Raw genomic sequence first — 25,741 nt, 5'->3', positions numbered from 1 at the left:
TGTTCCTGCAAGAGGAAATGAGCATGGACTGGCTGGCAAAATATTGGTGGATTTTAGTGCTGGTGTTTCTGGTGGGGGTACTGCTGAATGTGATCAAAGATCTTAAGCGTGTCGACCACAAGAAGTTTCTCGCCAATAAGCCGGAACTTCCCCCGCATCGTGATTTTAACGATAAATGGGACGATGACGACGATTGGCCGAATAAGGATCAGCCGAAGAAATAATTTGTAAGCCGGATAACACATATCACGTTGCTATCCGGCACTATCACTGACTGTCATGCCGGATGGCGGCTTCGCCTTATCCGGCCTACACGTTATATCATTTCAATCACATCATCATCGTGAGGCTTACCACCGCTCAGCGCTTCATCAAAGTAGTGCTTCGGTACGGTAAAGCGCAGATGATCAAGCGCGAACTGCATGCTGTGCTCATCAATGGCGTGCCCCAGATTTTCGACGATATCCAGAGTCACATCCCCACCTGCACGAATTAACGCTTCCTGCGCAGCAACCGCATGAGATAACTCAATCACCCGATCTTCACCGCCGTGAATCAAATGCACTGTGGTAGTGGTGGTAGCGGCTTCCGGCAAGGTGGCGTAACGACCATTAAAGGCAATGACCCGCGATGCCAGCCCTGGCTCGGCTTTGATGCTCTCAAGCGACATAATCGCCCCTTGCGAAAAGCCAATCAGCGCGGTGGCCTGAGGTGACACACCACTCTGTTTCTGCCAATAGCGAACGGTTTCGATAAACACCGGCATGATGGCATCAATACGCGCCTGACGGTTCTCTTCTGTTACACCCTGAACAGAAAACCATTGACGCCCACCGGCAGCGCTATAAGGCTCAGCGCCACCAATACTGACAATCAGCGCGTCCGGAAACAGTGGTGCAAACCAGGAACCAATTTCGCCCATGGCAACCGGGTTATCGCCGACGCCATGAAACAGCAACAGTAGCTGTTGAGCGGGTTTATCGGGACTTTGAACAACAAAATGGTCATGTTTCATGGCGATCTCCTTAACTGATGAGAATTATTCTACGCCGCTTAACCGCAATGACCATGCCAGGAAATTGAAGAAGTTAGTGAAAAAATTGCCATTGCATAATGCGATTACGTAACCGTTGCTGACGTTCGGTATCCAACTGCGCTAACGCCTGTGCCGCCTCCTCACGCTGAACCAGCAGCAATGCTTTGCGCCCCGAGACCTTCAGCCACTTGCACAGTTCTGCGTCACTGCATTTTTCCTGTAAACGCCCACGCAGCGCCGGGAGAGGCTGTTCACAGTGCTGGAGAAGACGGCTTAAGCAACCGAGTGAGGTGAGTAACGGCCGATGCGCGAAGGCAAACCCTGCCAGCTCATCCCAGTCATCATCATTAAGCGTAGACTCTTTCAGTGGGACGACCGGGATACACTCATCATTCCATTGTGCGAGGATCGCCGCATCGCGACGCAATCGCTGATGCTCCCGCTCAGCCAGACGCTGCCCGGCATCACTGATGGGAAGCAACGCCATTGCCGTATAGCACCCGCTGCTGGCTTCACGATGATTCCCCATTCGCACCATGACAAAACCGCATCGCTGCCAAAAACGCCACAATTCGGCCGTATAACCAAAACTGACGGAAAGATAGTCACACTGCGAGGAATACTGATGGGCCTGCATAATCAGCTGTTGCCCGATACCTTCCCGCTGGCGAGCGGGATGAACCGCAATTCGACTAACTCGTCTCCCGACGAGCGTCGCCGCCAACGGGTCACCACCATGCGCCGCCAGTGACTGCGCAACCAGATTGCCTCTTGGCCGGCGATATCCTGCCCAAACGGCCTGGCTTAATTCTGCGGATAATCCCCCTTCATCGACCAACCAGACGGCTCCCGCGACCGAGCCAGCAGCCGAAGCATGCAGAAAATGCTGACCTGGTGCATCCATCATGCGTCGCAGGTCCAGCGGAGAGGTACGGTAATGCGCCCCGGAAAGCAGTTGGTAGACCGCCAGAGGCAGATGCGGATTGCGATGCCAGGCGGTCGACTCAAAGGCAGAGAAGTGGATATTGCCCTGAGGGGGATGCGAAAAGGTTTCGTCGTCGAACACCAGTGCCTCGCTGACGATTTTTTCCAGCGGGCACCCCAGAGCCCACCTGATGGGCTGCTGCAGTTCATAGCGCCGCAGATAGGGGAAGCGAGCGCAGAATTTCAACAAAAACCCTCTGCCAGTTCCTTCATAGCCCTGAACGGTGGTGGTTAACATTGTTCGGGGAAAACGCGCCACCAGTTGGTGTAGCAGCGGCGCGGGGATCGCGGCGGCTTCATCCACGATCAGCCAGTCTGCAGTTGCAGTACTGCTTAACAGCGCATCCGGGGCCATAAAGCAGTAGCGTTCCCCAGCAAATTGCGCCAGTACATCCGTTGCCGCTTTCGCCGGAGCGGTAACGATAGCCGTCCCCGTCATGCGCGAAATCAACTGTCCTGCCAGCGCAGATTTACCCCGGCCACGCGCGGCGGTCACCGCAACCACACCCGGAGGCATATCCAGCAAATGATGTAAAATCTTCGCCTGTTCCGGCAGGGGATCGCCGTTTGCCGCCTGCCAGTCTGCCCGTACAGGAAAGTGCGGATAGGATTTCGCCTGATGCTGTTGCCAGTGCAACGTTTCCCCTTCACGAGTCACTGCTCGCATGAAGTGTTCAACAAAGTGCGGTGTTGGGATAGGTTCGGCGCAGTCGCTCCAGCGCAGGGAATCCATGTCCGGAGACGTTTGCCAGGCCTGCCAGGGTGGGGTCAGCAACACCAGCCAACTCCCGGCGCGGAGCGTGCCGCTGAGTGCGGCAAACGCCGCCGCGTCAAATCCCTGTCCGGCGTCGAAAACCGCGTGACGAAACTCGCGCCCCAGTAACGTTTGCAGCGCCTGTGGTGTGCAACCTGGCTCTGCGGGGGCTGTTGCCCCTACCCACAGCCAGTCACCGGGCAATGTTTTGCGTAGCGCTAACGCTTGCGCCTGGCACCAGTTTTCTTCGCCGCTGATGACCAGCAGACGACGAATTCCTTCTCTGGCCATGCGTTCAGTGAGCGCACTCAGTGCTGCATTGTCAGACATCCCTGCCTCAATATCTTAAATGCCTTTGCCAAAGGTATTACATTGTCCCGGATCGCCACTGTTAAAGCCGCGTTTAAACCAGGTGTAACGTTGCTGCGAGGTGCCGTGAGTAAAACTATCGGGCACAACGCGCCCTTGCCCCTGCTGTTGCAAACGATCATCACCAATGGCCTGAGCGGCGTTTAGCGCCTCTTCCAGATCGCCAGATTCAAGTACACCCTGCTGTTGCATACTGTGTCCCCAGACACCGGCAAAGCAATCTGCCTGCAGCTCCATACGAACGGAAAGGCGATTCACTTCGGCCTGAGAGGCATTTTGCTGCATCTGACGAACTTTCGGTTCAATACCCAGCAGTTTCTGCACGTGGTGGCCCACTTCGTGCGCAATGACATAGCCCTGAGCAAAATCGCCATCAGCGCCCAGCTTGTTTTTCATGTCATCATAGAATGAGAGGTCGATATACACCGTACCATCCGCCGGGCAATAAAACGGCCCCATCACGGACTGGCCCGCACCGCAGCCGGTACGCGTCGCGCCACGATACATCACCAGCTTCGGCTGTTGGTAGGTCCGGCCCATTTTTTCAAACTGCTGCCCCCAGGTATCTTCGGTCGTTGCCAGTATCACCGAGGTGAATTTTGCCGCTTCATCATCATTTGGGCTAATGGAGTGTGATGATTGCTGTTGGGATACAGGTTGGCCGGTCATTAATCCGGTAAGATCCACGCCATAATAGCCCGCCACCAGCACCACAATCAGCAGGATGATACCGCCTTTACCACTGGGCAAACGAAAACCCGGTCCGCCCATAGAAGGGCCGCCGCCGGCGCTGTTTCGTCTGTCTTCCACATTGTCACTTTCACGACGCCCTTGCCAGCGCATAATCACCTCAACTTTTTATTCATTATGATGATGATCGTAGGCGGTTCGGAACAGGATTACCATAAGAAACAGTAATCAAAATCGGCGGGATTGATGAGCCGGAGAGCGATCGCCGGCTCAGGGGGGCGTTAGTCTAACTTCACACCCAGACGATGCGCGACAGCTTCATAGGCTTCGATCAGGCCGCCCAGACTCTGGCGGAAGCGATCTTTGTCCATTTTATCCAGCGTTTCTTTGTCCCACAGACGGCTACCGTCCGGTGAGAATTCGTCGCCCAGCACGACTTCGCCTTTGTACAAGCCAAACTCAAGTTTGAAGTCGACCAGAATCAGACCAGCATCATCAAACATCTTTTTCAGCACGTCGTTGGCTTTGTAAGTCAGCTCTTTCATACGTGCCAGATTCTCTTTGCTCACCCAACCAAAAGTTTCGCAATAGGAATCGTTAATCATTGGATCGTGCATAGCATCGTTTTTCAGGAACAGATCAAACAACGGCGGATTCAGTTCAATACCTTCCTCAACGCCTAAACGCTTAACCAGTGAGCCTGCCGCGCGGTTACGTACCACACATTCAACCGGTACCATCTCCAGTTTTTTCACCAGACATTCAGTATCGGATAGCAGTCGCTCCATCTGGGTAGGAATGCCTGCTTCTTGCAGTTTGGTCATAATGAAATGGTTGAATTTGTTATTCACCATACCTTTACGGTCAAACTGTTCAATGCGCGCGCCATCCCCTGCTGACGTATCATTGCGGAATTCGAGCACCAACAGGTCCGGGTTTTCCGTGCTGTATACGGTCTTCGCTTTACCACGATACAACTCAGCTTGCTTTTGCATCTTTATTACTCCTGGGTGTGAATTAACGATAAATATTGCGTTTTTCTGCCGACGCACACGTTTGCGTATCATATCAGAAAAAAAGGGCTGGAGTTATCCAGCCCTTTATTTTTACTTACTGAACGCTGCCTGGAAGACGGCGACCAGCGCGTCGTTCTGGCTTTGCGTCAGGGTATGCCCCTTAGGATCGATAAACTGCAAACTACTGCGGTTGTCTAAATCACCGACCTGCAGTTTGTAGTCGCCGGATACCAAACCCGGATCGCTCGCGCCCAGCTCCTGCCAGTTACTGTCTGACAGTGGTTTGTAAGTCACAGCGATGCTGCCCTGAGAGCGGGTGCTGTCGGTCACTTTCATCCCCACTTTTTCCAGCGCTGCCGGCAGACGCTGCCATACCACGTTGAACGGTCCACGTACCACCAGCATCGGTAAACCGGTGTCATCTGCAGCACTCTGAACGTCCATTGTCGCGGCAGAACGGTTCTGCGCGGCATTCGCGGCGTCGGTGGCGTTCTTATCCAGGCCAGCAGAGATAACGTTCATCATCTCAGCGCTGTAACGCTGCATTGATGCCGCATCGGCTACCGGTTTACCTGCCTGCTCGAGGTTAATCAGTTTCACCGTCACCGCTTGCTGATAGCCCTGCGGTTTAACCGAGATTTGATAACGCCCACGGTACTGTTCGTCTTCATCCAGACGGTTCCAGTCAACCCAATCGGTAGTCAGCGTCTGGCTGGCATCATCACGTTTGGCGATGGTGTAGTTTTTAGACTGAACAACGCTCACGACCTGCGGCCACAGCGTGTTGCCACGACCATTTTCCACCAACAATGTCGCTGTATCGCCCGCGATCTGAGTACGGGCGCCAGTAACTAATGCTAATGGCTGAGCCGGTGGGCGAATATCCAGCGCTTTACCCACGGCACCGCTGCCGTTGGTTACCGGGATGTTATAGTCGCCGGTCATAACCGGCAGAATCATCCCAGCTGGCGCGTGAAGCTCAGCAAGCGGTGCGGCCTCCAGATAGGATTCATCACCGCTCACCTGGCGCTTATAGCGCGAGTCAGAACTACAGGCCGCGAGCAACATAACAAGCGAAACACCCGCAACCTTGGCCAGGCGCGACTTTTGTACTGAGTAAGCCATCAAATCTCCCTAAACTTTACAGCAAACCGGCATGCTTAAGCGCCGCTTTGACGATATCACGAGCATTGTCCGTGATTGGCGTCATCGGCAAACGTAGCGTATCGGTCGCCACAAGTCCCAACTCCTTACATGCCCATTTCACTGGGATAGGATTGGGTTCGACAAATAGTTTGTTGTGTAACGGCATCAGACGTTGGTTGATCACCCGCGCCTCGGCAAAATGCCCTTCTGCCGCCAGTTTGCACATTTCGGCCATATCGCGTGCCGCAACGTTAGCCGTTACGGAAATCACGCCATGACCACCAAGCTGCATGAAGTCCAGTCCGGTCGCATCATCACCGCTAAGCAGAATAAAATCGTCTGAAACCAGCTCTTTGATCTGGTGAACACGACTTAAGTTCCCTGTGGCCTCTTTGATAGCGACAATATTTTTTACCTTCGCCAGGCGACCCACGGTTTCCGGCAGCATATCGCAGCCAGTACGGGACGGCACATTATACAGAATTTGCGGCAGGTCAGTATGTTCCGCGATGGCTTTGAAATGCTGGAACAAACCTTCCTGAGTTGGGCGGTTGTAGTAAGGCGTCACCGTCAGGCAGCCGACAACACCGCTGTCGTTAAAACGCTGCGTCAGACTAATGCCTTCTGCGGTCGCATTGGCGCCCGTTCCGGCAATAACCGGAATACGCCCATCGGCCAGCTCCAGCGTCATCATTACCACATCGCCATGTTCATCATGACTCAGGGTAGCGGACTCACCGGTGGTGCCAACCGAAACGATCGCCGAGGTGCCGCTGGCGACATGATAATCAATCAGTTTTTTCAGGCTCGACCGGCAGACTTTACCTTTCTCATCCATCGGCGTAATAAGCGCGACAATACTTCCCGTGAACATGGGCCATCCTCTGTGCAAACAAGTGTCTCAATGGTACGTTTGGTACGACAATAAAAGCAAGCGACCATAGCCCTTCTGATTGTTGTATGCATGTTTTTTTTATGCTTTCCTTATGATTACCTCACCGCTCAAAGGAAGAACAGGTTTGACATCGCCATCGCAACACTATCTGGTCATTACTGCGCTGGGTGCTGATCGCCCGGGAATTGTGAACACTATCACCCGTCATGTCAGCAGTTGTGGCTGTAATATCGAAGACAGCCGACTGGCCATGCTGGGTGACGAGTTTACGTTTATCATGCTGTTATCCGGAACCTGGAATGCCATCACCCTGATTGAATCAACCTTGCCGTTGAAAGGCGCAGAGCTGGATTTATTGATTGTGATGAAGCGTACGACCGCGCGTCCCCGTCCGGCGATGCCCGCCACGGTATGGGTACAGGTCGATGTCCCCGACTCGCCTCATTTGATTGAGCGCTTTACCGCCCTTTTTGACAGCCATCAAATGAATATTGCGGAACTGGTTTCGCGCACACAGCCGGCTGAAAACGGCAAGACTGCACAGTTGTTTATTCAAATTACCGCACATAGTCCTGCGTCACATGATTCGGCAAATATTGAGGATGCGTTTAAAGCACTCTGTACAGAACTCAATGCGCAAGGCAGTATTAACGTCGTCAATTACTCACAGCATGATGAACAGGATGGAGTTAAGTAATGAACCCACTGAAAGCCGGTGATATCGCACCGAAATTTAGCTTGCCGGATCAAGACGGAGAACAAGTAAATTTAACCGACTTCCAGGGACAGCGTGTTCTGGTTTATTTCTACCCGAAAGCCATGACGCCCGGCTGTACCGTACAGGCCTGTGGCTTGCGCGATAACATGGATCAGTTAAAAAAAGCCGGTGTTGAAGTGCTGGGGATAAGCACCGATAAACCAGAGAAGCTTTCCCGATTTGCGGAGAAAGAAGTGCTTAACTTCACGCTCCTGTCTGATGAAGATCATCAGGTTTGCGAGCAATTTGGCGTCTGGGGTGAAAAGTCATTTATGGGTAAGACCTACGATGGCATCCACCGCATCAGCTTCCTTATTGATGCCGAAGGCAAAATTGAACATGTGTTTGATGATTTCAAAACCAGCAATCACCACGACGTGGTACTGAACTGGCTGAAAGAGAACGCCTGATTTACGTTTTGCTGGAAAAAGCCTGATGGCGCTTCGCTTATCAGGCCTACGCAGCTTATTAATATTGCGAAACTTGTAGGCCGGGTAAGGCGTAGCCGCCCCCCGGCATAAAGGTCGTTTATTCAAACGTTCCTTTTACACACGCTTGCTTCTCTTTCACCATGGCTTTCCCCTTTGCCCAAAGGTAATTCACTTCCAGCGCGTCGTTCAGCACCAGAATGTCCGCATCGCATCCCACCGCCAAACGCCCTTTATGCTCTAGTCCCAAAAATTCTGCGACCGTACGCGTCAGCGGACACAGCGCCTGTTCCAGCGGTATGGCATGAACTTTCACCAACTGGCGCACCGTTTCCGCCAGTGATTCAAACCCCGCGACACCGATACCGGTGAGATTACCTAACTCATCAAATTCCGGCTGGCTGCCGTTGCCATCCGAGCTCAGGGTAATGCGCGACAGTGGCACGTTCTGGCGCAACGCTGTAGCAATCGCCATTGCCGGATCAACAGGCTCATCAATGCTGCTGGTGATATCGATATAACCGCCCTGGCGGGCATACTCCAGCGCCGCCTGGAACAGCGGTTCCGCACGATTAACATGCGTTGGCAACAGTTTGGTAATCGGGACATCACAGCACTCGAGGATGTTGTACAACGGCTCCAGCATGCGCGGGCTGTCACCCATGTGGAAAACGCTTACCCCCGGTTTGCGCCCTAACAATCCACCTACCCGCGACTGCGCCGCCATGTTCGCCAGCGCCGAGGTGTCCGGGGCGGAGGAACGATGGTCCGAAACCGCACATTTCACGCCAATGACTTTATCGATCAGCGCCACGTCGCGATCGATACTGCCGGTGATGGTCGGCGATGGCAGAGAATAAGCCCCGGTCAGCATCCATGCGCTGATGCCTTCAAACTCCAGCGCACGTGTTTTCGCCAGCAGCGATTCCGGGTGACGGGTGATGCCATCGGTACCCAGCAATCCCACCACCGAGGTGACGCCAGCTTCCACCAGTCGTGACAAGCGCACTTCCGGCGTGCGGGTATGTGGCCCTGCCTCTCCGCCACCGCCAATCAGATGGACGTGCTGATCGATAAAGCCGGGACAAACAATTGCCCCATCAAGGTTGATGCACTCACAACCGGGAAAATCTTCTGCTGCGATAGACGGGGCGATGGCGACAATTTTACTGCCGGAGACCAGTATATCCTGTCGCCCTAAATCTTCCGGCGCGTACACGTGTCCCTGCCGGAACAACGTCAAATTAAGAATGGAACAGTTCATAACCTTCCTTGTCAGGCAATTACCTGCATAACCCAAATAGAGAGCAGCGCATTAATGACGCATACCGCAATAATCAGCGGGTAGTAACGGGGATGGCCCCCCGCAGTTCCCAGGCAGCGTCCCACATTTTGCACCGGATTGCCCATCAGGTAGATAGCCGGTAGCAATACAGTCGCATCATGTCCCGAAAGCGTACCAGCAACAACCAGACTGGCACAAACGCCGACGCCGCCCCATCCCACTTTTTGTTGCGCGTGTGTGTTGTGGCCCATTTAATTCTCCTGCTGGTCTTATTCCTTGCGTAACGAAAAAAACATCAGGAGGACCAAATTAAAGACAAACACGGAGAAAAACGATACCGGAGGAAATTACTCAGAAAGTGTGGATAGAAGTCAGATAAGTTCAGTTCCGACGGCGTTATGCCGTCGGAACTGACGGATTAGCGATCGTCAACCGTCTGACCATCCGGCCAGGCATGCACCACGGCTTTGATTAGCGTCGCCAGCGGAATGGCAAAGAAAACGCCCCAGAATCCCCACAGGCCACCGAATATTACGACTGAGAGAATAATGACCAGCGGATGCAAATTTACGGCTTCGGAGAAGAGTACGGGAACCAGCAGATTGCCGTCCAGCGCCTGGATTATCAGGTACACGGCAAAACAGCTCCAGAACTCGGTGCCAAGCCCGAACTGAAACAGCGCCACGCCAACCACCGGAATCGTCACCACAAAAGCGCCGATATACGGGATCAGCACAGAGAACCCGACCAGCACCGCCAGCAGCAGAGAGTAGTTAAGGCCAAACATCAGGAAGCCCAGCCAGGTTGCAACACCGACCACCACCATCTCCAGTACTTTACCGCGGATATAGTTGGTGATTTGCTGGTTCATTTCTTTCCAGACCTGTCCTGCCAGTCCACGATTTCGCGGCAGCACCCGGCGCACAGCATTCAACATCTGGCTTTTATCCTTCACCAAAAAGAATACCATCAGTGGGACAAGCACCAGATAGACCGCCAGCGTCAACAACCCAACCAGAGAAGCCAGCGAATATTTCACCACTGAATCGCCCATGGTGAGCATTCGCGAGCGCATATTTTCCGCCATCGCATCAATGATGCCCGCATCCATCAGCGCCGGATAACGCCGAGGCAAGGTGGCGGCAAAATCAGACAATTTATTAAGCATGCCGGGCATGTCGCGGATCAGATAGATCCCCTGCTGCCATGCAACGGGCATCACCACAAACGCCATCAGCAGTAAAATACCGACAAACACCACCAGCACAATTGACGTCGCCCAGCGCCGCGAGCAACCGATATTTTCCAGCCGGGCGGTAGGCCATTCCAGCAGATAAGCCAGCACAATCGCGACCAGCAGCGGCGCCAACAGACCACTAAAGAAGAACAGGATGCCAAAACCGGCAACCAGAATAATCAGCAAGGCAATAGCCTCTGGGTCGCTAAAGCGGCGGCGATACCATTGCGTCAACATTTCGAGCATAAAACCTTCCCTGAACCTCAATAGCGGGATTGCGATCCCGAATTGTATCGAAATGTCACAAAAAAGACTTCGCTTTTTATGACTGATTACGCAAAGTGAAAAGACATTTTTCCTGGGTGTTCATCGTCAGGTTTCACAGTTACACTCCGTAAGCTTGCGGAGTGTGAACGATACTTCACGGCATTGGTCAAATGGCTATCTCAAAAAAGAATACAGGACAGAGGTTATGTTCAGGCAGTTGAAAAAAAACCTGGTTGCTACCCTCATTGCCGCACTGACCATCGGTCAGGTCGCGCCCGCATTTGCAGACACCGCGGACACCCTGCCTGATATGGGAACCTCGGCAGGGAGTACGCTTTCCATAGGACAGGAAATGCAGATGGGCGATTATTACGTACGCCAGTTGCGCGGTAGTGCGCCATTAATTAACGATCCACTGCTGACCCAATACATTAATTCTCTGGGTATGCGTCTGGTTTCGCACGCCGACTCGGTAAAAACGCCCTTCACCTTCTTTTTGATTAACAACGATGAAATCAACGCCTTTGCTTTCTTTGGCGGCAACGTTGTTTTGCACTCCGCGCTATTCCGCTATTCCGATAACGAAAGCCAGTTAGCATCGGTCATGGCGCACGAAATCTCCCACGTCACGCAGCGCCACCTGGCGCGCGCGATGGAAGATCAGAAACGCAGCGCACCGCTGACATGGGTTGGCGCATTAGGCTCGATTTTATTAGCAATGGCCAGCCCGCAGGCAGGGATGGCGGCGTTAACCGGTACGCTGGCGGGTACTCGCCAGGGGATGATTAGCTTTACGCAACAAAATGAACAGGAAGCAGACCGCATCGGTATTCAGGTACTGCAACGTTCGGGCTTTGATCCTCAGGCCATGCCAACGTTCCTCGAAAAACTGCTCGATCAGGCTCGTTACTCTTCGCGTCCGCCGGAAATTTTGCTGACTCACCCCCTGCCTGAAAGCCGTCTGGCGGATGCCCGTAACCGCGCCAACCAGATGCGTCCGGTGGTCGTCCAATCGTCGGAAGATTTTTATCTGGCCAAGGCGCGAACCTTAGGCATGTACAACTCGGGTCGCAACCAGTTAACCAGCGATCTACTGGATAACTGGTCGAAAGGCAACGTACGTGAACAACGTGCAGCCCAGTATGGCCGGGCATTACAGGCGATGGAAGCCAGCAAATATGACGAAGCACGTAAAGCGCTACAGCCGCTGCTCGCGGCAGATCCAAATAATGCCTGGTATCTCGACCTGGCAACGGATATCGATCTCGGCCAGAAGAAAACCAGTGATGCCATTAACCGCCTGAAAAACGCCCGCGACCTGCGCACTAACCCGGTACTGCAGCTCAACCTGGCGAATGCGTATTTACAGGGTGGACAAGCCAAAGAGGCGGCGACCATCCTGAATCGCTATACGTTTAACCATAAGGACGACCCTAACGGCTGGGATTTGTTAGCGCAAACGGAAGCCAACCTGAATAACCGCGATCAGGAGCTGGCGGCGCGCGCAGAAGGGTATGCCCTCGCCGGACGTCTGGATCAGGCGATTTCAATGCTCAGCAGCGCAAGCTCTCAGGTGAAACTGGGCAGCCAGCAGCAGGCCAGATACGATGCCCGTATCGACCAGCTACGCCAGCTGCAAGAGCGCTTTAAACCGTACACCAAGATGTAACAGGAAAGAAAAATGTCAGACGCGATTAAAATCTACCATAACCCACGCTGCTCCAAGAGCCGTGAAACGCTGGAATTACTGAAGTCCAACGGCGTGGACCCGGAAGTGGTGCTGTATCTGGAAACCCCGGCTGACGCCGCGACTCTGCGTGAACTTCTGCAGATGCTGGGTATGTCCAGCGCGCGTGAGCTGATGCGCCAGAAAGAAGATCTCTATAAATCGCTTAACCTGGCGGACAAAAATCTGAGTGAAGATGCACTGATTCAGGCAATGGTGGAAAACCCGAAACTGATGGAGCGTCCAATTGTGGTTGCCAAAGGCCAGGCGCGAATTGGACGTCCGCCGGAGCAGGTACTGGAAATCGTCGGTTAATCTTAAGACTGCCGCAGTTTTCCGGCTGCGGCGCTTACAGCTTCAGAATTTCTTTTACGAACGGAATGGTCAGCTTTCGCTGGGCGGTGATCGATGCGTGATCAAGCTGATCCAGCGTCATAAACAGCGTACGCATTTCCCGATCCAGACGCTTAAGCAGGAAGCGTCCCACATCTTCCGGCAGTTCAAACCCACGTAGCCTGGCGCGTAATTGCAACGCCTGCAGTTTATCTTCATCAGAAAGCGGCTGTAGCTTGTAGATTTGTCCCCAGTCCAGACGCGAGGCGAGATCCGGCAATCCCAGATTTAGCTGTCTTGGCGGGCGATCGCCGGTGATCAGCAGGCGTGTTTTCCCCGACTCCAGGATACGGTTGTAGAGATCAAAGATCGCCATTTCCCACAGCGAATCACCGGCCACACATTCGATGTTATCGATGCATACCAGCGATAAATGCTCCATCCCGTCGAGCACCTCGGGGACGAACCAGGTGCGTTTGTCGAGCGGTACGTAGCCTACCGCATCGCCGCGCGCGGACAGTTCCGCACAGGCTGCATGCAGCAAATGACTACGGCCAGCGCCTTCACGCGACCAGAGATAAATATACCCGCTATGTTCCTGACGCAGCACGTTTTGCAGTGCAGCCAGTAAAGAGGAGTTATCCCCCGGCCAGAAACTTGCGAAAGTTTCGTCGTCAGGAAGATAAAGTGGCAAAGAGAGCTGTGCCGGTGTGTTCAGAGATACCTCAACCCAGGATTTCATAAAATCGCGTTGAGTTTAACACAGAAATACGTCGCGATAGAACCGGGCAGCATCGCCGCCCGGTCAAAGGTTTACTGTTGCTCAGTGTCGGCATCTTTGGCGTCGAGCACCACTTCTTCCGGACGCAGCAGGCTGATAACTTTGAAAATCAGACTCAGACAGACACCCACAATGGTCGCCAGCGCCATGCCTTTCAGCTCAGCAGCACCGATGTGAACTTTCGCGCCGCTGACGCCGATGATCAAAATGACCGAGGTCAGGATCAGGTTCTGTGCTTTGTTGTAGTCAACTTTTGACTCGATCAGTACGCGAATACCGGAAGCGCCAATCACGCCGTACAGCAGCAGAGATACACCGCCCATGACCGGCAGTGGAATAATTTGGATCGCCGCAGCCAGTTTACCCACGCAGGAGAGCAGAATGGCGAAAATCGCCGCGCCGCCAATAACCCAGGTACTGTAAACGCGGGTAATCGCCATGACGCCGATGTTTTCGCCGTAGGTGGTGTTAGGCGTCGAACCGAAGAAGCCGGAGATCACCGTCGACAGGCCGTTAGCAAACATAGAACGATGCAGGCCAGGATCGCGAATCAAATCTTTTTTCACGATATTCGCCGTTACCACCAGGTGGCCGACGTGTTCAGCAATCACCACCAGCGCCGCAGGCAGAATGGTCAGAATAGCGACCCATTCAAAGCGCGGCGTGTAAAACGTTGGCAGAGCAAACCAGTGGGCCTGCGCTATCGGCGTAGTGTCCACGACGCCCATCACAAAGGAGAGCGCGTACCCGGCCAGCACCCCAATCAAAATCGGGATAATCGCCATAAAGCCACGGAACAGTACGGAACCAAATACCGTCACCGCCAGCGTCACCATTGAGATGATGATGGTTGTTGAGTCTGGCGCTTGTCCTTCAGCAGGCAGTAATCCCGCCATACCCGCAGCGACACCCGCCAGCTCCAGACCGATGACGGCAACGATTGCGCCCATCGCCGCAGGCGGGAACATCACATCCAGCCAGCCAGTACCGGCTTTCTTAACGATGAACGAAACCAGGCAGAACAGGATGCCACACATAATGAAACCGCCCAGCGCCACTTCATACCCTAGCGGCAGCAGCAGCAGAACCGGGGAAATGAACGCAAAGCTTGAACCGAGGTAAGCCGGAATTTTTCCTTTACAAATAAAGAGATACAGTAACGTACCAATGCCGTTAAACAGCAGAACGGTAGCTGGGTTGATATGAAACAGGACTGGCACCAGTACCGTTGCGCCAAACATGGCGAACAGGTGCTGCAAACTAAGCGGGATTGTCTGTAAAAGCGGCGGTCTTTCACTCACCCCGATAGCACGGCGCGTCATAGTGTTTTCCTCTGAGTGTTGTTTGTTATTAGCGATTGGGTTGTTTTATTCAAAAAAAAGCCGACTCTTAAAGTCGGCTTCTTTTCACTTATTCGTTTACTTGGTACCAAAAATCTTATCGCCGGCATCGCCGAGCCCCGGAATAATGTATCCGTGCTCGTTCAGTCCCTGATCGATGGAGGCAGTGTACAGCTCAACATCCGGGTGCGCTTTTTCCAGCGCCGCGATACCTTCCGGCGCTGCAACCAGCACCAGGACTTTAATGCTGCTGCAGCCTGCTTTTTTCAGCAGGTCGATGGTAGCGATAACGGAACCGCCGGTTGCCAGCATCGGGTCAACGATCAGCGCCATACGCTCATCGATGTTAGAAACCAGCTTCTGGAAGTACGGAACCGGCTCCAGCGTCTCTTCGTTACGGTACATCCCCACCACGCTGATACGCGCGCTCGGAACGTTTTCCAGTACGCCTTCCATCATGCCCAGGCCCGCACGCAGGATTGGCACAACGGTGATTTTTTTACCTTTGATTTGGTCAACTTCAACCGGACCGTTCCAGCCTTCGATGGTCACCTTTTCGGTTTCCAGACCAGCGGTTGCTTCATAAGTCAGCAGGCTGCCAACTTCCGAGGCGAGTTCACGAAAGCGTTTAGTGCTGATGTCGTTTTCACGCATCAGTCCCAGCTTGTGTTTGACGAGTGGGTGTTTGACTTCCACGATCTTCATACTCTTCTCCTTTCCTCAGACGAGTGGCAACCACAAAAAAAATCGCCGGATTATACCGCTTTTCGTCTCTGGCGCAACACTGCATACGCTTGATATGGATCAACCAAAATCGTTTGCGTCCGGATGATGAGTATAAAACAAGCCCCGCTTTGAGTGCGGAGCTTATTATCAACATTATGAATTTTATAGATTTTCAGCATTGATCTGGATGGCGTTTCTATACCAGGAAAAAGATTTCTTCGGCGAGCGTGCTAATGTCCCACTCCCGTCATTATTTTTATCAACATAGATAAAGCCGTAGCGTTTTTTCATCTCCCCCGTCCCGGCTGAGACTAAATCAATACAGCCCCACGGGGTATAGCCCATCAGATCCACGCCATCTTCCACCACCGCTTTTTTCATTTCGCGGATATGTGCGACCATATAGTCAATACGATAGGAATCATCCACCGAGCCGTCAGCCTGCTGCACGTCAATCGCGCCAAAGCCATTTTCTACAATAAACAGCGGCAACTGATAATGATCCCAGAACCAGTTCAGCGAATAGCGCAGGCCAACCGGATCAATCTGCCAGCCCCAGTCCGATTTCTGCACATACGGGTTGGAAACCAGGCTTTTCGACTCGTCGTAATCCAGCTGTGGGTTGTCCGCCGTTGCCTGGGTCGCGAAAGACATATAATAGCTAAAGCCGATGTAATCAACGCAGCCCTCGGTCAGCGCCTGACGGTCTTCCTCGGTGATATCCAGTTCAAAGCCACGACGGGTAAAGTAATTGAGAAGATGCTGCGGGTATTTGCCGCGCACATGGACGTCAGTAAACCAGTAACGCCGGTGCATAGCGTTCATCGCCATCATCATGTCGTTCGGCACACAGGTCAGCGGATAAATTGGGCACATCGCAATCATGCAGCCAATTTGCAGCGCCGGGTTAATTTCACGAGCGACCTTTACCGCCAGCGCGCTGGCCACCAGCTCGTAGTGCGCCGCCTGGTACATGACCGGCTCGCGGTCTTCACCAGGCAGATATTTCAAGCCAGAGTTAGTGAACGGCGCGAAGTCTTCGTGATAATTTGCCTGATTGTTAATCTCATTAAACGTCATCCAGTACTTCACTTTGTACTGGTAACGAGTGAAAACCACCCGGGCAAAACGGACAAAAAAGTCGATAAGTTTACGGTTGCGCCAGCCGCCATATTCCGTCACCAGATGGTAGGGCATCTCGAAGTGCGACAACGTAATCACCGGCTCAATGCCATATTTCAGGCATTCGTCAAACAGGTCATCATAGAACTGCAGGCCAGCTTCATTAGGTTGCGCTTCATCACCTAAAGGGAAAATCCGCGTCCAGGCAATAGAAGTACGAAAGCATTTAAACCCCATTTCGGCAAACAGCTTTATGTCGTCTTTATAGCGATGATAAAAATCGATGGCATCGTGGTTAGGGTAGTTTTTACCGGCAATCACACCGTCAGTAATTTCACGCGCCACGCCGTGCGCCCCCGCAGTCATGACATCAGCAACGCTAATGCCTTTACCGCCCTCCTGCCAGCCACCTTCCAGTTGATGAGCGGCGACAGCGCCACCCCACATGAAATCTGCTTTAAATCCTGACATCCCCTTCCCCTATCGTGATGAGTCTGCGCAAAACGCTCTATACCCGTCATACTTCAAGCTGCATGTGCGTTGGCTTTTCTCGCTCACTCCAGTCACGTACTTATGTACGCTCCTGGAGATTCGCTGCGTCGCCGCCTTCCTGCAACTCGAATTATTTAGGGTATAAATGAGCTCCGCAACAGAAAACAGAAACCGGTTTCAGTACGATACTGTGCATTCGGCTGGCAGGTTTCAAGCACAAGACTGTACCCGGTTTCATTTTCGTGGCACAGTTCAAACAAATAGATAAATGATTGTAAAATGCTGAAAAAACCAGCAGATAAAACTTGATGCAGAGCAGGCTCGCAAACGTTTGCTTTCCCTGTTAGAATTGCGCCGAATTTAACTTTTACTGCAAGTAAACATGTGGGGAAGCAGGCAGTGACCGATAAAACCTCTCTTAGCTACAAAGATGCCGGTGTTGATATTGATGCAGGTAATGCTCTGGTTGATCGAATCAAAGGCGTAGTAAAGAAAACGCGTCGTCCGGAAGTTATGGGTGGTCTGGGTGGCTTCGGTGCGCTGTGCGCATTGCCGCAAAAATATCGTGAACCGGTACTGGTTTCCGGCACTGATGGTGTTGGTACAAAACTGCGTCTGGCGATGGATCTGAAACGCCACGACACTATCGGCATTGACCTCGTCGCAATGTGCGTCAACGACCTCGTGGTTCAGGGCGCTGAGCCGCTGTTCTTCCTCGACTACTATGCAACCGGCAAACTGGATGTGGACACCGCAGCCAGCGTCATTAACGGGATTGCAGAAGGCTGCCTGCAGTCTGGCTGTGCGCTGGTCGGTGGGGAAACAGCTGAAATGCCGGGGATGTACCACGGCGAAGATTACGACGTGGCAGGTTTCTGCGTTGGCGTCGTCGAAAAATCAGAAATTATCGACGGTTCTAAAGTGGCTGACGGCGACGTACTGATTGCGCTCGGCTCCAGCGGTCCACACTCCAACGGTTACTCTCTGGTGCGTAAAATCGTTGAAGTCAGCGGTTGTGACCCGGAAACCACCGAGCTTGAAGGCAAGTCGCTGGCCGATCACTTGCTGGCTCCGACCCGCATTTACGTAAAATCCATTCTGGAACTGATCGAGAAGGTTGATGTGCATGCCATCGCGCACCTGACTGGCGGCGGCTTCTGGGAAAATATTCCTCGCGTTCTGCCAGACAACACGCAGGCCGTGATCGACGAATCTTCATGGCAGTGGCCAGCCGTCTTCAACTGGCTGCAAACGGCAGGTAACGTCAGCCAGCATGAGATGTATCGCACCTTTAACTGCGGCGTAGGCATGGTTATCGCCCTGCCAGCTCCGGAAGTGGACAAAGCCCTGGCTTTGCTCAATGAGAAAGGTGAAAACGCATGGAAAATCGGTACCATCAAAGCTTCTGATTCCGAACAGCGTGTGGTCATTGAATGAAAAACATTGTGGTGCTCATTTCCGGTAACGGAAGCAATTTGCAGGCGATAATTGACGCCTGCGAACAGAAAAAAATCAATGGCACCATACGTGCAGTTTTCAGTAACAAGGCCGATGCGTTCGGCCTTGAACGCGCACGCGAAGCGAATATTCCAGCGTACTCGCTGGAAGCCACCCAGTTTGCCAGTCGCGAAGCCTTCGACCGCCAACTGATGCAAGAAATTGACGCCTGGGCGCCGGATGTCGTGGTGCTGGCCGGTTATATGCGCATCCTCAGCCCGGCGTTTGTCGCTCACTATGCTGAACGATTGCTGAATATCCACCCGTCTTTATTGCCGAAGTACCCTGGCTTGCATACGCACCGCCAGGTACTGGAAAATGGCGATGAAGAGCATGGTACCTCCGTCCACTTCGTCACTGATGAACTGGACGGCGGACCGGTTATTCTCCAGGCCAAGGTTCCGGTATTTGAAGGCGATAGCGAAGATGACGTCACGGCGCGGGTTCAGGCCCAGGAACATACCATTTACCCGTTGGTGGTAAGCTGGTTTACCGATGGCCGTCTGAAGATGCGTGATAACGCTGCATGGCTGGATGGCGTTCGTCTGCCGCCACAAGGCTACGCCGCCGACGAATAATAAAATCCAACCTGTAAACCGGATCTCACCCTCCGGTCTACAGGCATAAATACCTTTTCCGGTTAACATCTCCGGTATTCATCTACGCTCCCCCTTTCTCTTTGCTATCAGACGGTTTATTGTCATATTTTTCTGGCACAGTTGGACATCTGAGAGCAATGCTCGCCATAATTAACCGGTAGTGTCCCGTGAATGAAACGGAGTAAAAGTGGTAATGGGTCAGGAAAAGCTATACATCGAGAAAGAACTCAGCTGGTTAGCGTTCAACGAACGCGTACTCCAGGAAGCTGCTGATAAGTCAAACCCGTTGATCGAACGGATGCGTTTCTTAGGCATCTATTCCAACAACCTCGACGAATTTTACAAGGTGCGTTTTGCCGAACTGAAGCGCCGAATCATTATTAGCGAAGAACAGGGTTCAAACTCTCACTCCCGCCATCTGTTAGGCAAAATCCAGGCTCGGGTATTAAAAGCCGATCAGGAATTTGACGGCCTGTACAACGAGCTGCTGCTGGAGATGGCGCGCAACCAGATTTTCCTCATCAACGAACGTCAGCTATCAGCCAATCAACAGAGCTGGTTACGCCACTACTTCAAGCAATATCTGCGTCAGCACATTACGCCGATCCTGATTAACCGCGAGACGGATTTAGTCCAGTTTCTGAAAGATGACTACACCTATCTGGCGGTGGAAATTATCCGCGGCGATACAATCCGCTACGCGTTGCTGGAAATCCCTTCTGACAAGGTTCCCCGTTTTGTGAATCTGCCGCCGGAAACCCCGCGTCGCCGCAAACCGATGATCCTGCTGGACAACATCTTACGTTACTGCCTTGACGACATTTTCAAAGGTTTCTTTGATTACGATGCGCTGAACGCCTATTCGATGAAAATGACCCGTGATGCCGAATACGATTTGGTGCACGAGATGGAATCGAGCCTGATGGAACTGATGTCATCCAGCCTGAAACAGCGTCTGACCGCAGAGCCTGTACGTTTTGTTTATCAGCGCGATATGCCCAATGCGCTGGTTGAAGTACTGCGTGAAAAGCTGACGATCTCTCGCTACGACTCCATTGTCCCCGGCGGGCGTTATCATAACTTCAAAGACTTTATTAACTTTCCCAACGTTGGCAAAGCTAACCTGGTGAACAAACCCCTGCCGCGTCTGCGCCATATCTGGTTCGATAAAGAGAAGTTTCGTAACGGCTTTGATGCCGTACGTGAACGCGATGTGTTGCTTTATTATCCGTATCACACCTTTGAACACGTTCTTGAACTGCTGCGCCAGGCCTCATTCGACCCGAGTGTGCTGGCGATAAAAATCAACATTTACCGTGTGGCAAAAGATTCGCGCATCATCGACTCGATGATCCATGCTGCGCATAACGGTAAAAAAGTGACCGTGGTGGTGGAACTGCAGGCGCGCTTTGATGAAGAAGCCAACATTCATTGGGCCAAGCGTTTGACCGAAGCGGGCGTTCACGTCATCTTCTCCGCACCAGGCCTGAAAATTCACGCCAAACTGTTCCTGATTTCGCGTAAAGAAGGCGATGACGTCGTGCGCTATGCACATATCGGCACCGGGAACTTCAACGAAAAAACAGCGCGTCTGTATACCGACTACTCGTTGCTGACCGCCGATTCACGCATTACCAACGAAGTCCGTCGGGTGTTTAACTTCATCGAAAACCCGTATCGCCCGGTAACGTTCGATTATCTGCTGGTCTCCCCGCAGAACTCACGGCGCCTGCTGTACAGCATGATCGACAAAGAGATCGCTAATGCACAGCAAGGGTTGCCTTCTGGCATTACCCTGAAGCTGAATAATCTGGTCGATAAAGGGCTGGTTGACCGCCTGTATGCGGCTTCATGTTCAGGTGTCCCCGTTAATTTATTGATCCGCGGTATGTGCTCACTGATCCCGAATCTGGAAGGCATCAGTGACAATATTCGCGTCATCAGCATTGTTGACCGCTATCTCGAACATGACCGGGTCTATATCTTCGAGAACGGGGGCGATAAGCAGGTGTATCTCTCCTCTGCTGACTGGATGACCAGGAACATCGATTATCGAATTGAAGTTGCCACACCGCTTCTTGACCCACGCCTTAAGCAGCGCGTGCTGGATATTATCGATATCCTGTTCAGCGACACGGTGAAAGCCCGCTTTATTGATAAAGAACTGAGTAATCGCTACGTACCGCGCGGAAACCGCCGTAAGGTTCAGTCACAATTAGCGATTTACGACTACATCAAATCACTCGAGCAACCTGACTAACTCTATGCCAATACACGACAAGTCTCCACGACCGCAGGAATTTGCTGCGGTCGACCTTGGTTCAAACAGTTTCCATATGGTCATTGCCCGCGTGGTTGATGGCGCAATGCAAATTATCGGGCGACTGAAACAACGCGTACATCTGGCGGACGGCCTTGGCGCGGATAACAAGCTAAGCGAAGAAGCGATGGAACGCGGATTAAGCTGCCTGTCGCTGTTCGCCGAACGCCTGCAGGGCTTTCCCCCGTCAAGCGTATGCATCGTGGGAACCCATACTTTGCGTCAGGCGCTGAATGCGCCAGATTTTCTCAAGCGAGCGGAAAAAGTCATCCCCTACCCGATTGAGATTATTTCCGGTAACGAAGAAGCCCGACTGATTTTTATGGGCGTGGAGCACACCCAGCCGGAAAAAGGTCGCAAGCTGGTTATCGATATCGGCGGCGGCTCAACAGAACTGGTGATCGGCGAAGATTTCGAGCCTAAACTGGTCGAAAGTCGCCGTATGGGTTGCGTCAGTTTTGCCCAGATGTACTTTCCGGGTGGTGCGATCAGCCGGGAAAACTTCCAGCGCGCCCGTATGGCGGCAGCGCAAAAACTGGAAACGCTCACCTGGCAATTTCGAATCCAGGGCTGGAACGTTGCACTGGGAGCTTCAGGCACCATCAAAGCAGCCCATGAAGTGCTGCTGGAAATGGGTGAGAAAGATGGTTTTATCACCCCTGAACGTCTGGACAAGCTGACAACAGAAGTCCTGAAGCATACGTCATTTGAGGCACTCAGCATGCCGGGGCTGTCAGAAGAACGAAAGGCGGTTTTTGTTCCCGGTCTGGCAATACTGTGCGGTGTTTTTGATGCCCTCGCTATTCGTGAACTCCGGCTTTCCGATGGCGCGCTGCGTGAAGGTGTACTGTATGAGATGGAAGGCCGTTTTCGCCACCAGGACGTTCGTAGTCGTACCGCCAGCAGCCTGGCAAACCAGTACAACATCGACAGCGAACAGGCCCGGCGTGTGCTGGAAACGACCATGCAAATGTACGACCAGTGGCATACACAACAGCCCAAACTGGCCAATCCTCAACTGGAAGCGTTACTGCGCTGGGCAGCGATGCTGCATGAGGTTGGGCTGAACATCAACCACAGCGGACTGCATCGCCACTCGGCTTATATTCTGCAAAACAGCGACCTGCCAGGTTTCAACCAGGAGCAACAGCTGATGATGGCAACCCTGGTTCGCTATCATCGTAAAGCGGTTAAGCTGGATGATTTACCCCGCTTTACGCTGTTCAAGAAAAAGCAGTTCCTGCCGCTAATTCAGCTGTTGCGACTTGGGGTATTGCTCAACAACCAGCGCCAGGCAACCACTACGCCGCCGACGCTCACGTTGATTACCGACGATAACCACTGGACGCTACGCTTCCCGCACGACTGGTTTAGCCAGAACGCGCTGGTGCTGCTCGATCTGGAAAAAGAGCAGCAATACTGGGAAGCCGTCACAGGCTGGTGCCTTAAAATTGAGGAAGAAAACTCACCCGATATCGCTGCGTGAGTGATCGACAGGTGCCAGCGTGACTGGCACCTGTTCTTCCAGAGTTTTATGCAGCGGTCGAGGCTCACCAATCAGATAGCCCTGCAAATAATCAATCCCCAGAGAAATCACCGCACTGCGTATTTCTTCGCTTTCAACATACTCCGCGACCACCAACATTTTTTTCATCCGCGCCAGGTGACAAATCGAGGCCACGATTTGGTAGTCGAGACTATTTGAGACAATGTTACGGATAAAGCTTCCGTCAATCTTCAGGATGTCGGCACTCACATTTTTCAACCGCGCATAGCTGGCATAGCCGGTACCAAAATCATCGATTGCAATCTGACAGCCCAATGATTGCAGCTGCAGTAACGTTGCCTGTGCCTGTTCCGCATTGGTTAAAGCGTTGCTTTCCGTGACTTCAAAAATCAACTGCCACGCTTCAACCTTGTACTTAACCAGTAGCTGGTTGATGTCATGCGGAAGTCGGGCGCGACATATCGACGTGGGTGACAAGTTAATGGCAAACCGATGAGCGGGCATTTTCTCCCGATTCTGCGCCATAAATTTCAGCGTATTTTCAATGACCCACAGATCAATGCTGGATGACAAGCCAAACTCATGGGCTACCGGTAAGAAATTATCAGGAGCAATCGTTTCACCTTCATCGCCCTGAAGACGCAGCAGGATTTCATGATAAATATCGCCGCGTACGCCAGAAATCGGCTGTGCCATCAGGAAGAAGCGATCATGCTCCAGTGCCTGCTGCAAACGATTCATCATTGCCACTTTATCTTTCAGATCCCGCTGCAGGTGCATTACGCCACGTCGCTGCAAACTCTCCGGCATATTGGTTGCCAGCGAGAGCTCGGCGATGGTGCTTAACTCCCCCAGTAACAGATAAATGTGGTTAACGGGTGAGCGAACATAGCAAAAACTGATCCCAACCTGCGGTTGCAGGGGCATGCCATCCCAGACAAAACGGAATTGCCTGATATGTTTGTCCAGCGCTTCAATACGCTGCTGATGTGACTCAGTATTAAAACGCAGTATTAAATCATTACCGGATAATTGAAAAACATATTCGTCTTGTTCCAGCAACGGCGCTATCCAATGTGAGAGTTTTTGCTTGTACTGGATACGCAACATAATACCGTAGTTTTTCACCAACAGTTCCATGCCCGGTATACGCAGAAAACAAAGCACTGACCATGGCGCTTTTTTCAGCGTTCGGTTCAATGCCCGCAGGTTTGGCAAATGCACCATCGGATCAAAATATGCCAGACGATGTGTGCGTCGGGTGACAAATCGCTGACGCGTTGCCAGCACGGCAATGTAATTTACGATGAAAGAAAAAACGAGGTAACTCGAAGAGGTAATTGCAAGTTGTGTATCGTAACCCGAATACCAGGGCATATAGCGCTGATAATAATGAATGGCAGTTATCAACACGACTGTCCATATCATTGAAATAAATCGGTAACCGTAACGCATTGCGCCCCATAACATGACGGGCAGTAACAGAGACAAGGTATAATTTGTGCTGAATATCGAACTCTGTTCATTTAACGGCATACACAACAGAGCCATCAATAAAGTCAATATTATCAACCAGACAGCAAACTCTGTTCGCGTTACTTTGGTGTCAAATTGCTGCTTTAATTGCGAATAATAGCCCCGTATATGCAGCGGGTTTCGAATGGTTCGGATGATAAAATAGCATAGAGGTATACCAACAAGGTTCCCTACCAGCATAGCCTGGTAGTTGATCAACGTTCCGGTATTAAAGGGCATAACGCCCACCATACCTGATTTGCTCTCGTATACACCAACAAACGCAGCGAACTGGAAGAGAATCAGGAATAGCGTTGCCGGACAGAAAACCTGCCAAAATATTCGCTGAAACATCAGATGGGAGTCGCCGTGCGCCACGTTGTTTCTCCGGGGAGCAAAAACTTTATATCCGCCCCAACTAAGCACCACTGTAACTATAAAGTGCGTAATAATTGACAGCGTTTCAAATAACCCAACCTGCGGATATTTGTACCAACTGATAGCAATGATTATTCCTGGCAGTGCCGCCCAACTAAAAAACAACATCAAGCTAATCATCAGCGCTAAAGGCAGGTAAAAAAGGATGACTGTACCGGTACTAATATGTGCGTAGGTATTGGCAGTGCTCAATAACGGCAACAGTAAAGATGGTAAGATGAGGGGCAGCGCCCACCATTTATCTCTAATATTTATATAGTTTTTATTGAGTTTCATAGATGCTCAGTAGAATCCCTCACATCATGTAGGGGTATTTTCTGTGAAGGGCATTCAGACAGGCATCCCACCTGACTTTAAAACTATGATGTAATACACATCACAATGACTCATCAATTTTAGTTACGGATAACCGACGGGGTTTGATATATGTCAAAAAAAATATCCCCCATTAATCAATTATTACCTTTTTCTTTATTTATGA

Annotated in this window: 22 protein-coding genes and 1 pseudogene; 9 read left to right on the top strand and 14 right to left on the bottom strand. The window is 52.1% G+C overall.

Annotated elements, in window-relative coordinates; genetic code table 11:
- Positions 1-23 precede the first annotated feature (23 nt).
- Positions 24-224 (top strand): YpfN family protein, encoded by a 201-nt coding sequence (locus G8S19_RS06285; protein WP_003835080.1) that lies wholly within the window; start codon positions 24-26, stop codon positions 222-224.
- 92 nt (positions 225-316) lie between these two features.
- Here the strand turns inward: G8S19_RS06285 and ypfH are convergent, their stop codons facing one another.
- The 6 genes from ypfH to dapA all read right to left on the bottom strand — a co-directional run bounded on the left by ypfH (position 317) and on the right by dapA (position 6,869).
- Complete coding sequence (gene ypfH, locus G8S19_RS06280) at positions 317-1,015, bottom strand: esterase (RefSeq protein ID WP_253686331.1); 699 nt, start codon at positions 1,013-1,015, stop codon at positions 317-319.
- Positions 1,016-1,088: 73 nt separating this feature from the next.
- Positions 1,089-3,104 carry a tRNA(Met) cytidine acetyltransferase TmcA gene (locus tag G8S19_RS06275; protein WP_253686329.1) on the bottom strand — a complete coding sequence of 672 codons (2,016 nt, stop codon included), beginning with the start codon at positions 3,102-3,104 and terminating at the stop codon, positions 1,089-1,091.
- Positions 3,105-3,119: 15 nt separating this feature from the next.
- Entirely contained in the window at positions 3,120-3,986 is an 867-nt protein-coding gene (locus G8S19_RS06270) for a neutral zinc metallopeptidase (RefSeq protein ID WP_253686327.1), read from the bottom strand.
- A 128-nt stretch (positions 3,987-4,114) separates the two neighbouring features.
- Complete coding sequence (purC, locus tag G8S19_RS06265) at positions 4,115-4,828, bottom strand: phosphoribosylaminoimidazolesuccinocarboxamide synthase (protein ID WP_003835086.1); 714 nt, start codon at positions 4,826-4,828, stop codon at positions 4,115-4,117.
- A 111-nt stretch (positions 4,829-4,939) separates the two neighbouring features.
- Positions 4,940-5,974 (bottom strand): outer membrane protein assembly factor BamC, encoded by a 1,035-nt coding sequence (gene bamC / locus G8S19_RS06260; protein ID WP_048210947.1) that lies wholly within the window; start codon positions 5,972-5,974, stop codon positions 4,940-4,942.
- Positions 5,975-5,990: 16 nt separating this feature from the next.
- A complete protein-coding gene (gene dapA, locus G8S19_RS06255; RefSeq protein ID WP_005121885.1) occupies positions 5,991-6,869 on the bottom strand; it encodes a 4-hydroxy-tetrahydrodipicolinate synthase in 879 nt (292 codons plus the stop codon).
- Between the two features lie 145 nt (positions 6,870-7,014).
- Here dapA and G8S19_RS06250 point away from each other — a divergent pair, with 145 nt between their 5' ends.
- Entirely contained in the window at positions 7,015-7,587 is a 573-nt protein-coding gene (locus tag G8S19_RS06250) for a glycine cleavage system transcriptional repressor (protein WP_197081302.1), read from the top strand.
- Complete coding sequence (gene bcp, locus G8S19_RS06245; RefSeq protein WP_048210945.1) at positions 7,587-8,057, top strand: thioredoxin-dependent thiol peroxidase; 471 nt, start codon at positions 7,587-7,589, stop codon at positions 8,055-8,057. Before G8S19_RS06250 ends, bcp begins: the two co-directional genes overlap by 1 nt.
- A gap of 118 nt (positions 8,058-8,175) precedes the next feature.
- Here the strand turns inward: bcp and iadA are convergent, their stop codons facing one another.
- The 3 genes and pseudogenes from iadA to G8S19_RS06230 all read right to left on the bottom strand — a co-directional run bounded on the left by iadA (position 8,176) and on the right by G8S19_RS06230 (position 10,843).
- On the bottom strand, positions 8,176-9,339 hold the full coding sequence (gene iadA, locus G8S19_RS06240; protein WP_124021384.1) for a beta-aspartyl-peptidase: 1,164 nt from the start codon (positions 9,337-9,339) through the stop codon (positions 8,176-8,178).
- An 11-nt stretch (positions 9,340-9,350) separates the two neighbouring features.
- Positions 9,351-9,572 (bottom strand): annotated as a pseudogene (locus G8S19_RS06235) (hypothetical protein); the annotation flags it as partial.
- Positions 9,573-9,778: 206 nt separating this feature from the next.
- Positions 9,779-10,843, bottom strand: coding sequence for an AI-2E family transporter (locus tag G8S19_RS06230; protein ID WP_005121878.1), 1,065 nt, complete (start codon positions 10,841-10,843; stop codon positions 9,779-9,781).
- Between the two features lie 226 nt (positions 10,844-11,069).
- Here G8S19_RS06230 and bepA point away from each other — a divergent pair, with 226 nt between their 5' ends.
- Both bepA and arsC read left to right on the top strand, forming a co-directional pair.
- Positions 11,070-12,533, top strand: coding sequence for a beta-barrel assembly-enhancing protease (gene bepA / locus G8S19_RS06225; RefSeq protein WP_101741992.1), 1,464 nt, complete (start codon positions 11,070-11,072; stop codon positions 12,531-12,533).
- Positions 12,534-12,545: 12 nt separating this feature from the next.
- A complete protein-coding gene (arsC, locus tag G8S19_RS06220; protein ID WP_003037937.1) occupies positions 12,546-12,905 on the top strand; it encodes an arsenate reductase (glutaredoxin) in 360 nt (119 codons plus the stop codon).
- Positions 12,906-12,939: 34 nt separating this feature from the next.
- Here arsC and G8S19_RS06215 read toward each other — a convergent pair whose 3' ends face one another.
- The 4 genes from G8S19_RS06215 to G8S19_RS06200 all read right to left on the bottom strand — a co-directional run bounded on the left by G8S19_RS06215 (position 12,940) and on the right by G8S19_RS06200 (position 17,363).
- Complete coding sequence (locus tag G8S19_RS06215; protein WP_211924219.1) at positions 12,940-13,641, bottom strand: DnaA inactivator Hda; 702 nt, start codon at positions 13,639-13,641, stop codon at positions 12,940-12,942.
- A gap of 95 nt (positions 13,642-13,736) precedes the next feature.
- Complete coding sequence (gene uraA / locus G8S19_RS06210) at positions 13,737-15,026, bottom strand: uracil permease (protein WP_003037932.1); 1,290 nt, start codon at positions 15,024-15,026, stop codon at positions 13,737-13,739.
- Between the two features lie 96 nt (positions 15,027-15,122).
- Positions 15,123-15,749 (bottom strand): uracil phosphoribosyltransferase, encoded by a 627-nt coding sequence (gene upp, locus G8S19_RS06205; protein WP_003037929.1) that lies wholly within the window; start codon positions 15,747-15,749, stop codon positions 15,123-15,125.
- 183 nt (positions 15,750-15,932) lie between these two features.
- Positions 15,933-17,363, bottom strand: a complete 1,431-nt coding sequence (locus G8S19_RS06200; protein ID WP_253686325.1) for a 6-phospho-beta-glucosidase — start codon at positions 17,361-17,363, stop codon at positions 15,933-15,935.
- A 420-nt stretch (positions 17,364-17,783) separates the two neighbouring features.
- Here G8S19_RS06200 and purM point away from each other — a divergent pair, with 420 nt between their 5' ends.
- The 4 genes from purM (at position 17,784) to ppx (ending at position 23,286) form a co-directional block, all read left to right on the top strand.
- Complete coding sequence (purM, locus tag G8S19_RS06195; protein ID WP_253686323.1) at positions 17,784-18,821, top strand: phosphoribosylformylglycinamidine cyclo-ligase; 1,038 nt, start codon at positions 17,784-17,786, stop codon at positions 18,819-18,821.
- Positions 18,818-19,459, top strand: coding sequence for a phosphoribosylglycinamide formyltransferase (gene purN / locus G8S19_RS06190; protein WP_253686321.1), 642 nt, complete (start codon positions 18,818-18,820; stop codon positions 19,457-19,459). The genes purM and purN overlap by 4 nt, the downstream gene beginning before the upstream one ends.
- A 214-nt stretch (positions 19,460-19,673) precedes the next feature.
- Entirely contained in the window at positions 19,674-21,740 is a 2,067-nt protein-coding gene (ppk1, locus tag G8S19_RS06185) for a polyphosphate kinase 1 (protein WP_101741994.1), read from the top strand.
- A 4-nt stretch (positions 21,741-21,744) separates the two neighbouring features.
- Positions 21,745-23,286, top strand: a complete 1,542-nt coding sequence (ppx, locus tag G8S19_RS06180) for an exopolyphosphatase (RefSeq protein ID WP_048210938.1) — start codon at positions 21,745-21,747, stop codon at positions 23,284-23,286.
- On the opposite strand, the gene G8S19_RS06175 is transcribed toward ppx, so the two are convergent.
- Positions 23,266-25,536, bottom strand: coding sequence for a sensor domain-containing phosphodiesterase (locus G8S19_RS06175; RefSeq protein WP_253686319.1), 2,271 nt, complete (start codon positions 25,534-25,536; stop codon positions 23,266-23,268). The genes ppx and G8S19_RS06175 overlap by 21 nt on opposite strands.
- Between the last annotated feature and the right edge of the window lie 205 nt (positions 25,537-25,741).

Origin of the sequence: Citrobacter sp. SX206 (genome assembly GCF_024181025.1) — a bacterium.
GTDB classification, from domain to species: Bacteria; Pseudomonadota; Gammaproteobacteria; order Enterobacterales; family Enterobacteriaceae; genus Citrobacter; species Citrobacter youngae.
The sequence above is the reverse complement of the archived record's forward strand: the minus strand, read 5'-3'. Positions and strand labels throughout refer to the sequence as shown.

Excerpts from the sequence above, each read along its gene's own strand:
- ppk1 (WP_101741994.1), top strand. The coding sequence starts at position 19,674 with ATGGGTCAGGAAAAGCTATACATCGAGAAAGAACTCAGCTGGTTAGCG.
- bepA (WP_101741992.1), top strand. The coding sequence starts at position 11,070 with ATGTTCAGGCAGTTGAAAAAAAACCTGGTTGCTACCCTCATTGCCGCA.
- iadA (WP_124021384.1), bottom strand. The coding sequence starts at position 9,339 with ATGAACTGTTCCATTCTTAATTTGACGTTGTTCCGGCAGGGACACGTG.
- bcp (WP_048210945.1), top strand. The coding sequence starts at position 7,587 with ATGAACCCACTGAAAGCCGGTGATATCGCACCGAAATTTAGCTTGCCG.
- G8S19_RS06200 (WP_253686325.1), bottom strand. The coding sequence starts at position 17,363 with ATGTCAGGATTTAAAGCAGATTTCATGTGGGGTGGCGCTGTCGCCGCT.
- upp (WP_003037929.1), bottom strand. The coding sequence starts at position 15,749 with ATGAAGATCGTGGAAGTCAAACACCCACTCGTCAAACACAAGCTGGGA.
- ppx (WP_048210938.1), top strand. The coding sequence starts at position 21,745 with ATGCCAATACACGACAAGTCTCCACGACCGCAGGAATTTGCTGCGGTC.
- uraA (WP_003037932.1), bottom strand. The coding sequence starts at position 15,026 with ATGACGCGCCGTGCTATCGGGGTGAGTGAAAGACCGCCGCTTTTACAG.
- ypfH (WP_253686331.1), bottom strand. The coding sequence starts at position 1,015 with ATGAAACATGACCATTTTGTTGTTCAAAGTCCCGATAAACCCGCTCAA.
- arsC (WP_003037937.1), top strand. The coding sequence starts at position 12,546 with ATGTCAGACGCGATTAAAATCTACCATAACCCACGCTGCTCCAAGAGC.
- dapA (WP_005121885.1), bottom strand. The coding sequence starts at position 6,869 with ATGTTCACGGGAAGTATTGTCGCGCTTATTACGCCGATGGATGAGAAA.
- G8S19_RS06230 (WP_005121878.1), bottom strand. The coding sequence starts at position 10,843 with ATGCTCGAAATGTTGACGCAATGGTATCGCCGCCGCTTTAGCGACCCA.
- G8S19_RS06175 (WP_253686319.1), bottom strand. The coding sequence starts at position 25,536 with ATGAAACTCAATAAAAACTATATAAATATTAGAGATAAATGGTGGGCG.
- G8S19_RS06285 (WP_003835080.1), top strand. The coding sequence starts at position 24 with ATGGACTGGCTGGCAAAATATTGGTGGATTTTAGTGCTGGTGTTTCTG.
- purC (WP_003835086.1), bottom strand. The coding sequence starts at position 4,828 with ATGCAAAAGCAAGCTGAGTTGTATCGTGGTAAAGCGAAGACCGTATAC.
- G8S19_RS06275 (WP_253686329.1), bottom strand. The coding sequence starts at position 3,104 with ATGTCTGACAATGCAGCACTGAGTGCGCTCACTGAACGCATGGCCAGA.
- G8S19_RS06270 (WP_253686327.1), bottom strand. The coding sequence starts at position 3,986 with ATGCGCTGGCAAGGGCGTCGTGAAAGTGACAATGTGGAAGACAGACGA.
- purN (WP_253686321.1), top strand. The coding sequence starts at position 18,818 with ATGAAAAACATTGTGGTGCTCATTTCCGGTAACGGAAGCAATTTGCAG.
- bamC (WP_048210947.1), bottom strand. The coding sequence starts at position 5,974 with ATGGCTTACTCAGTACAAAAGTCGCGCCTGGCCAAGGTTGCGGGTGTT.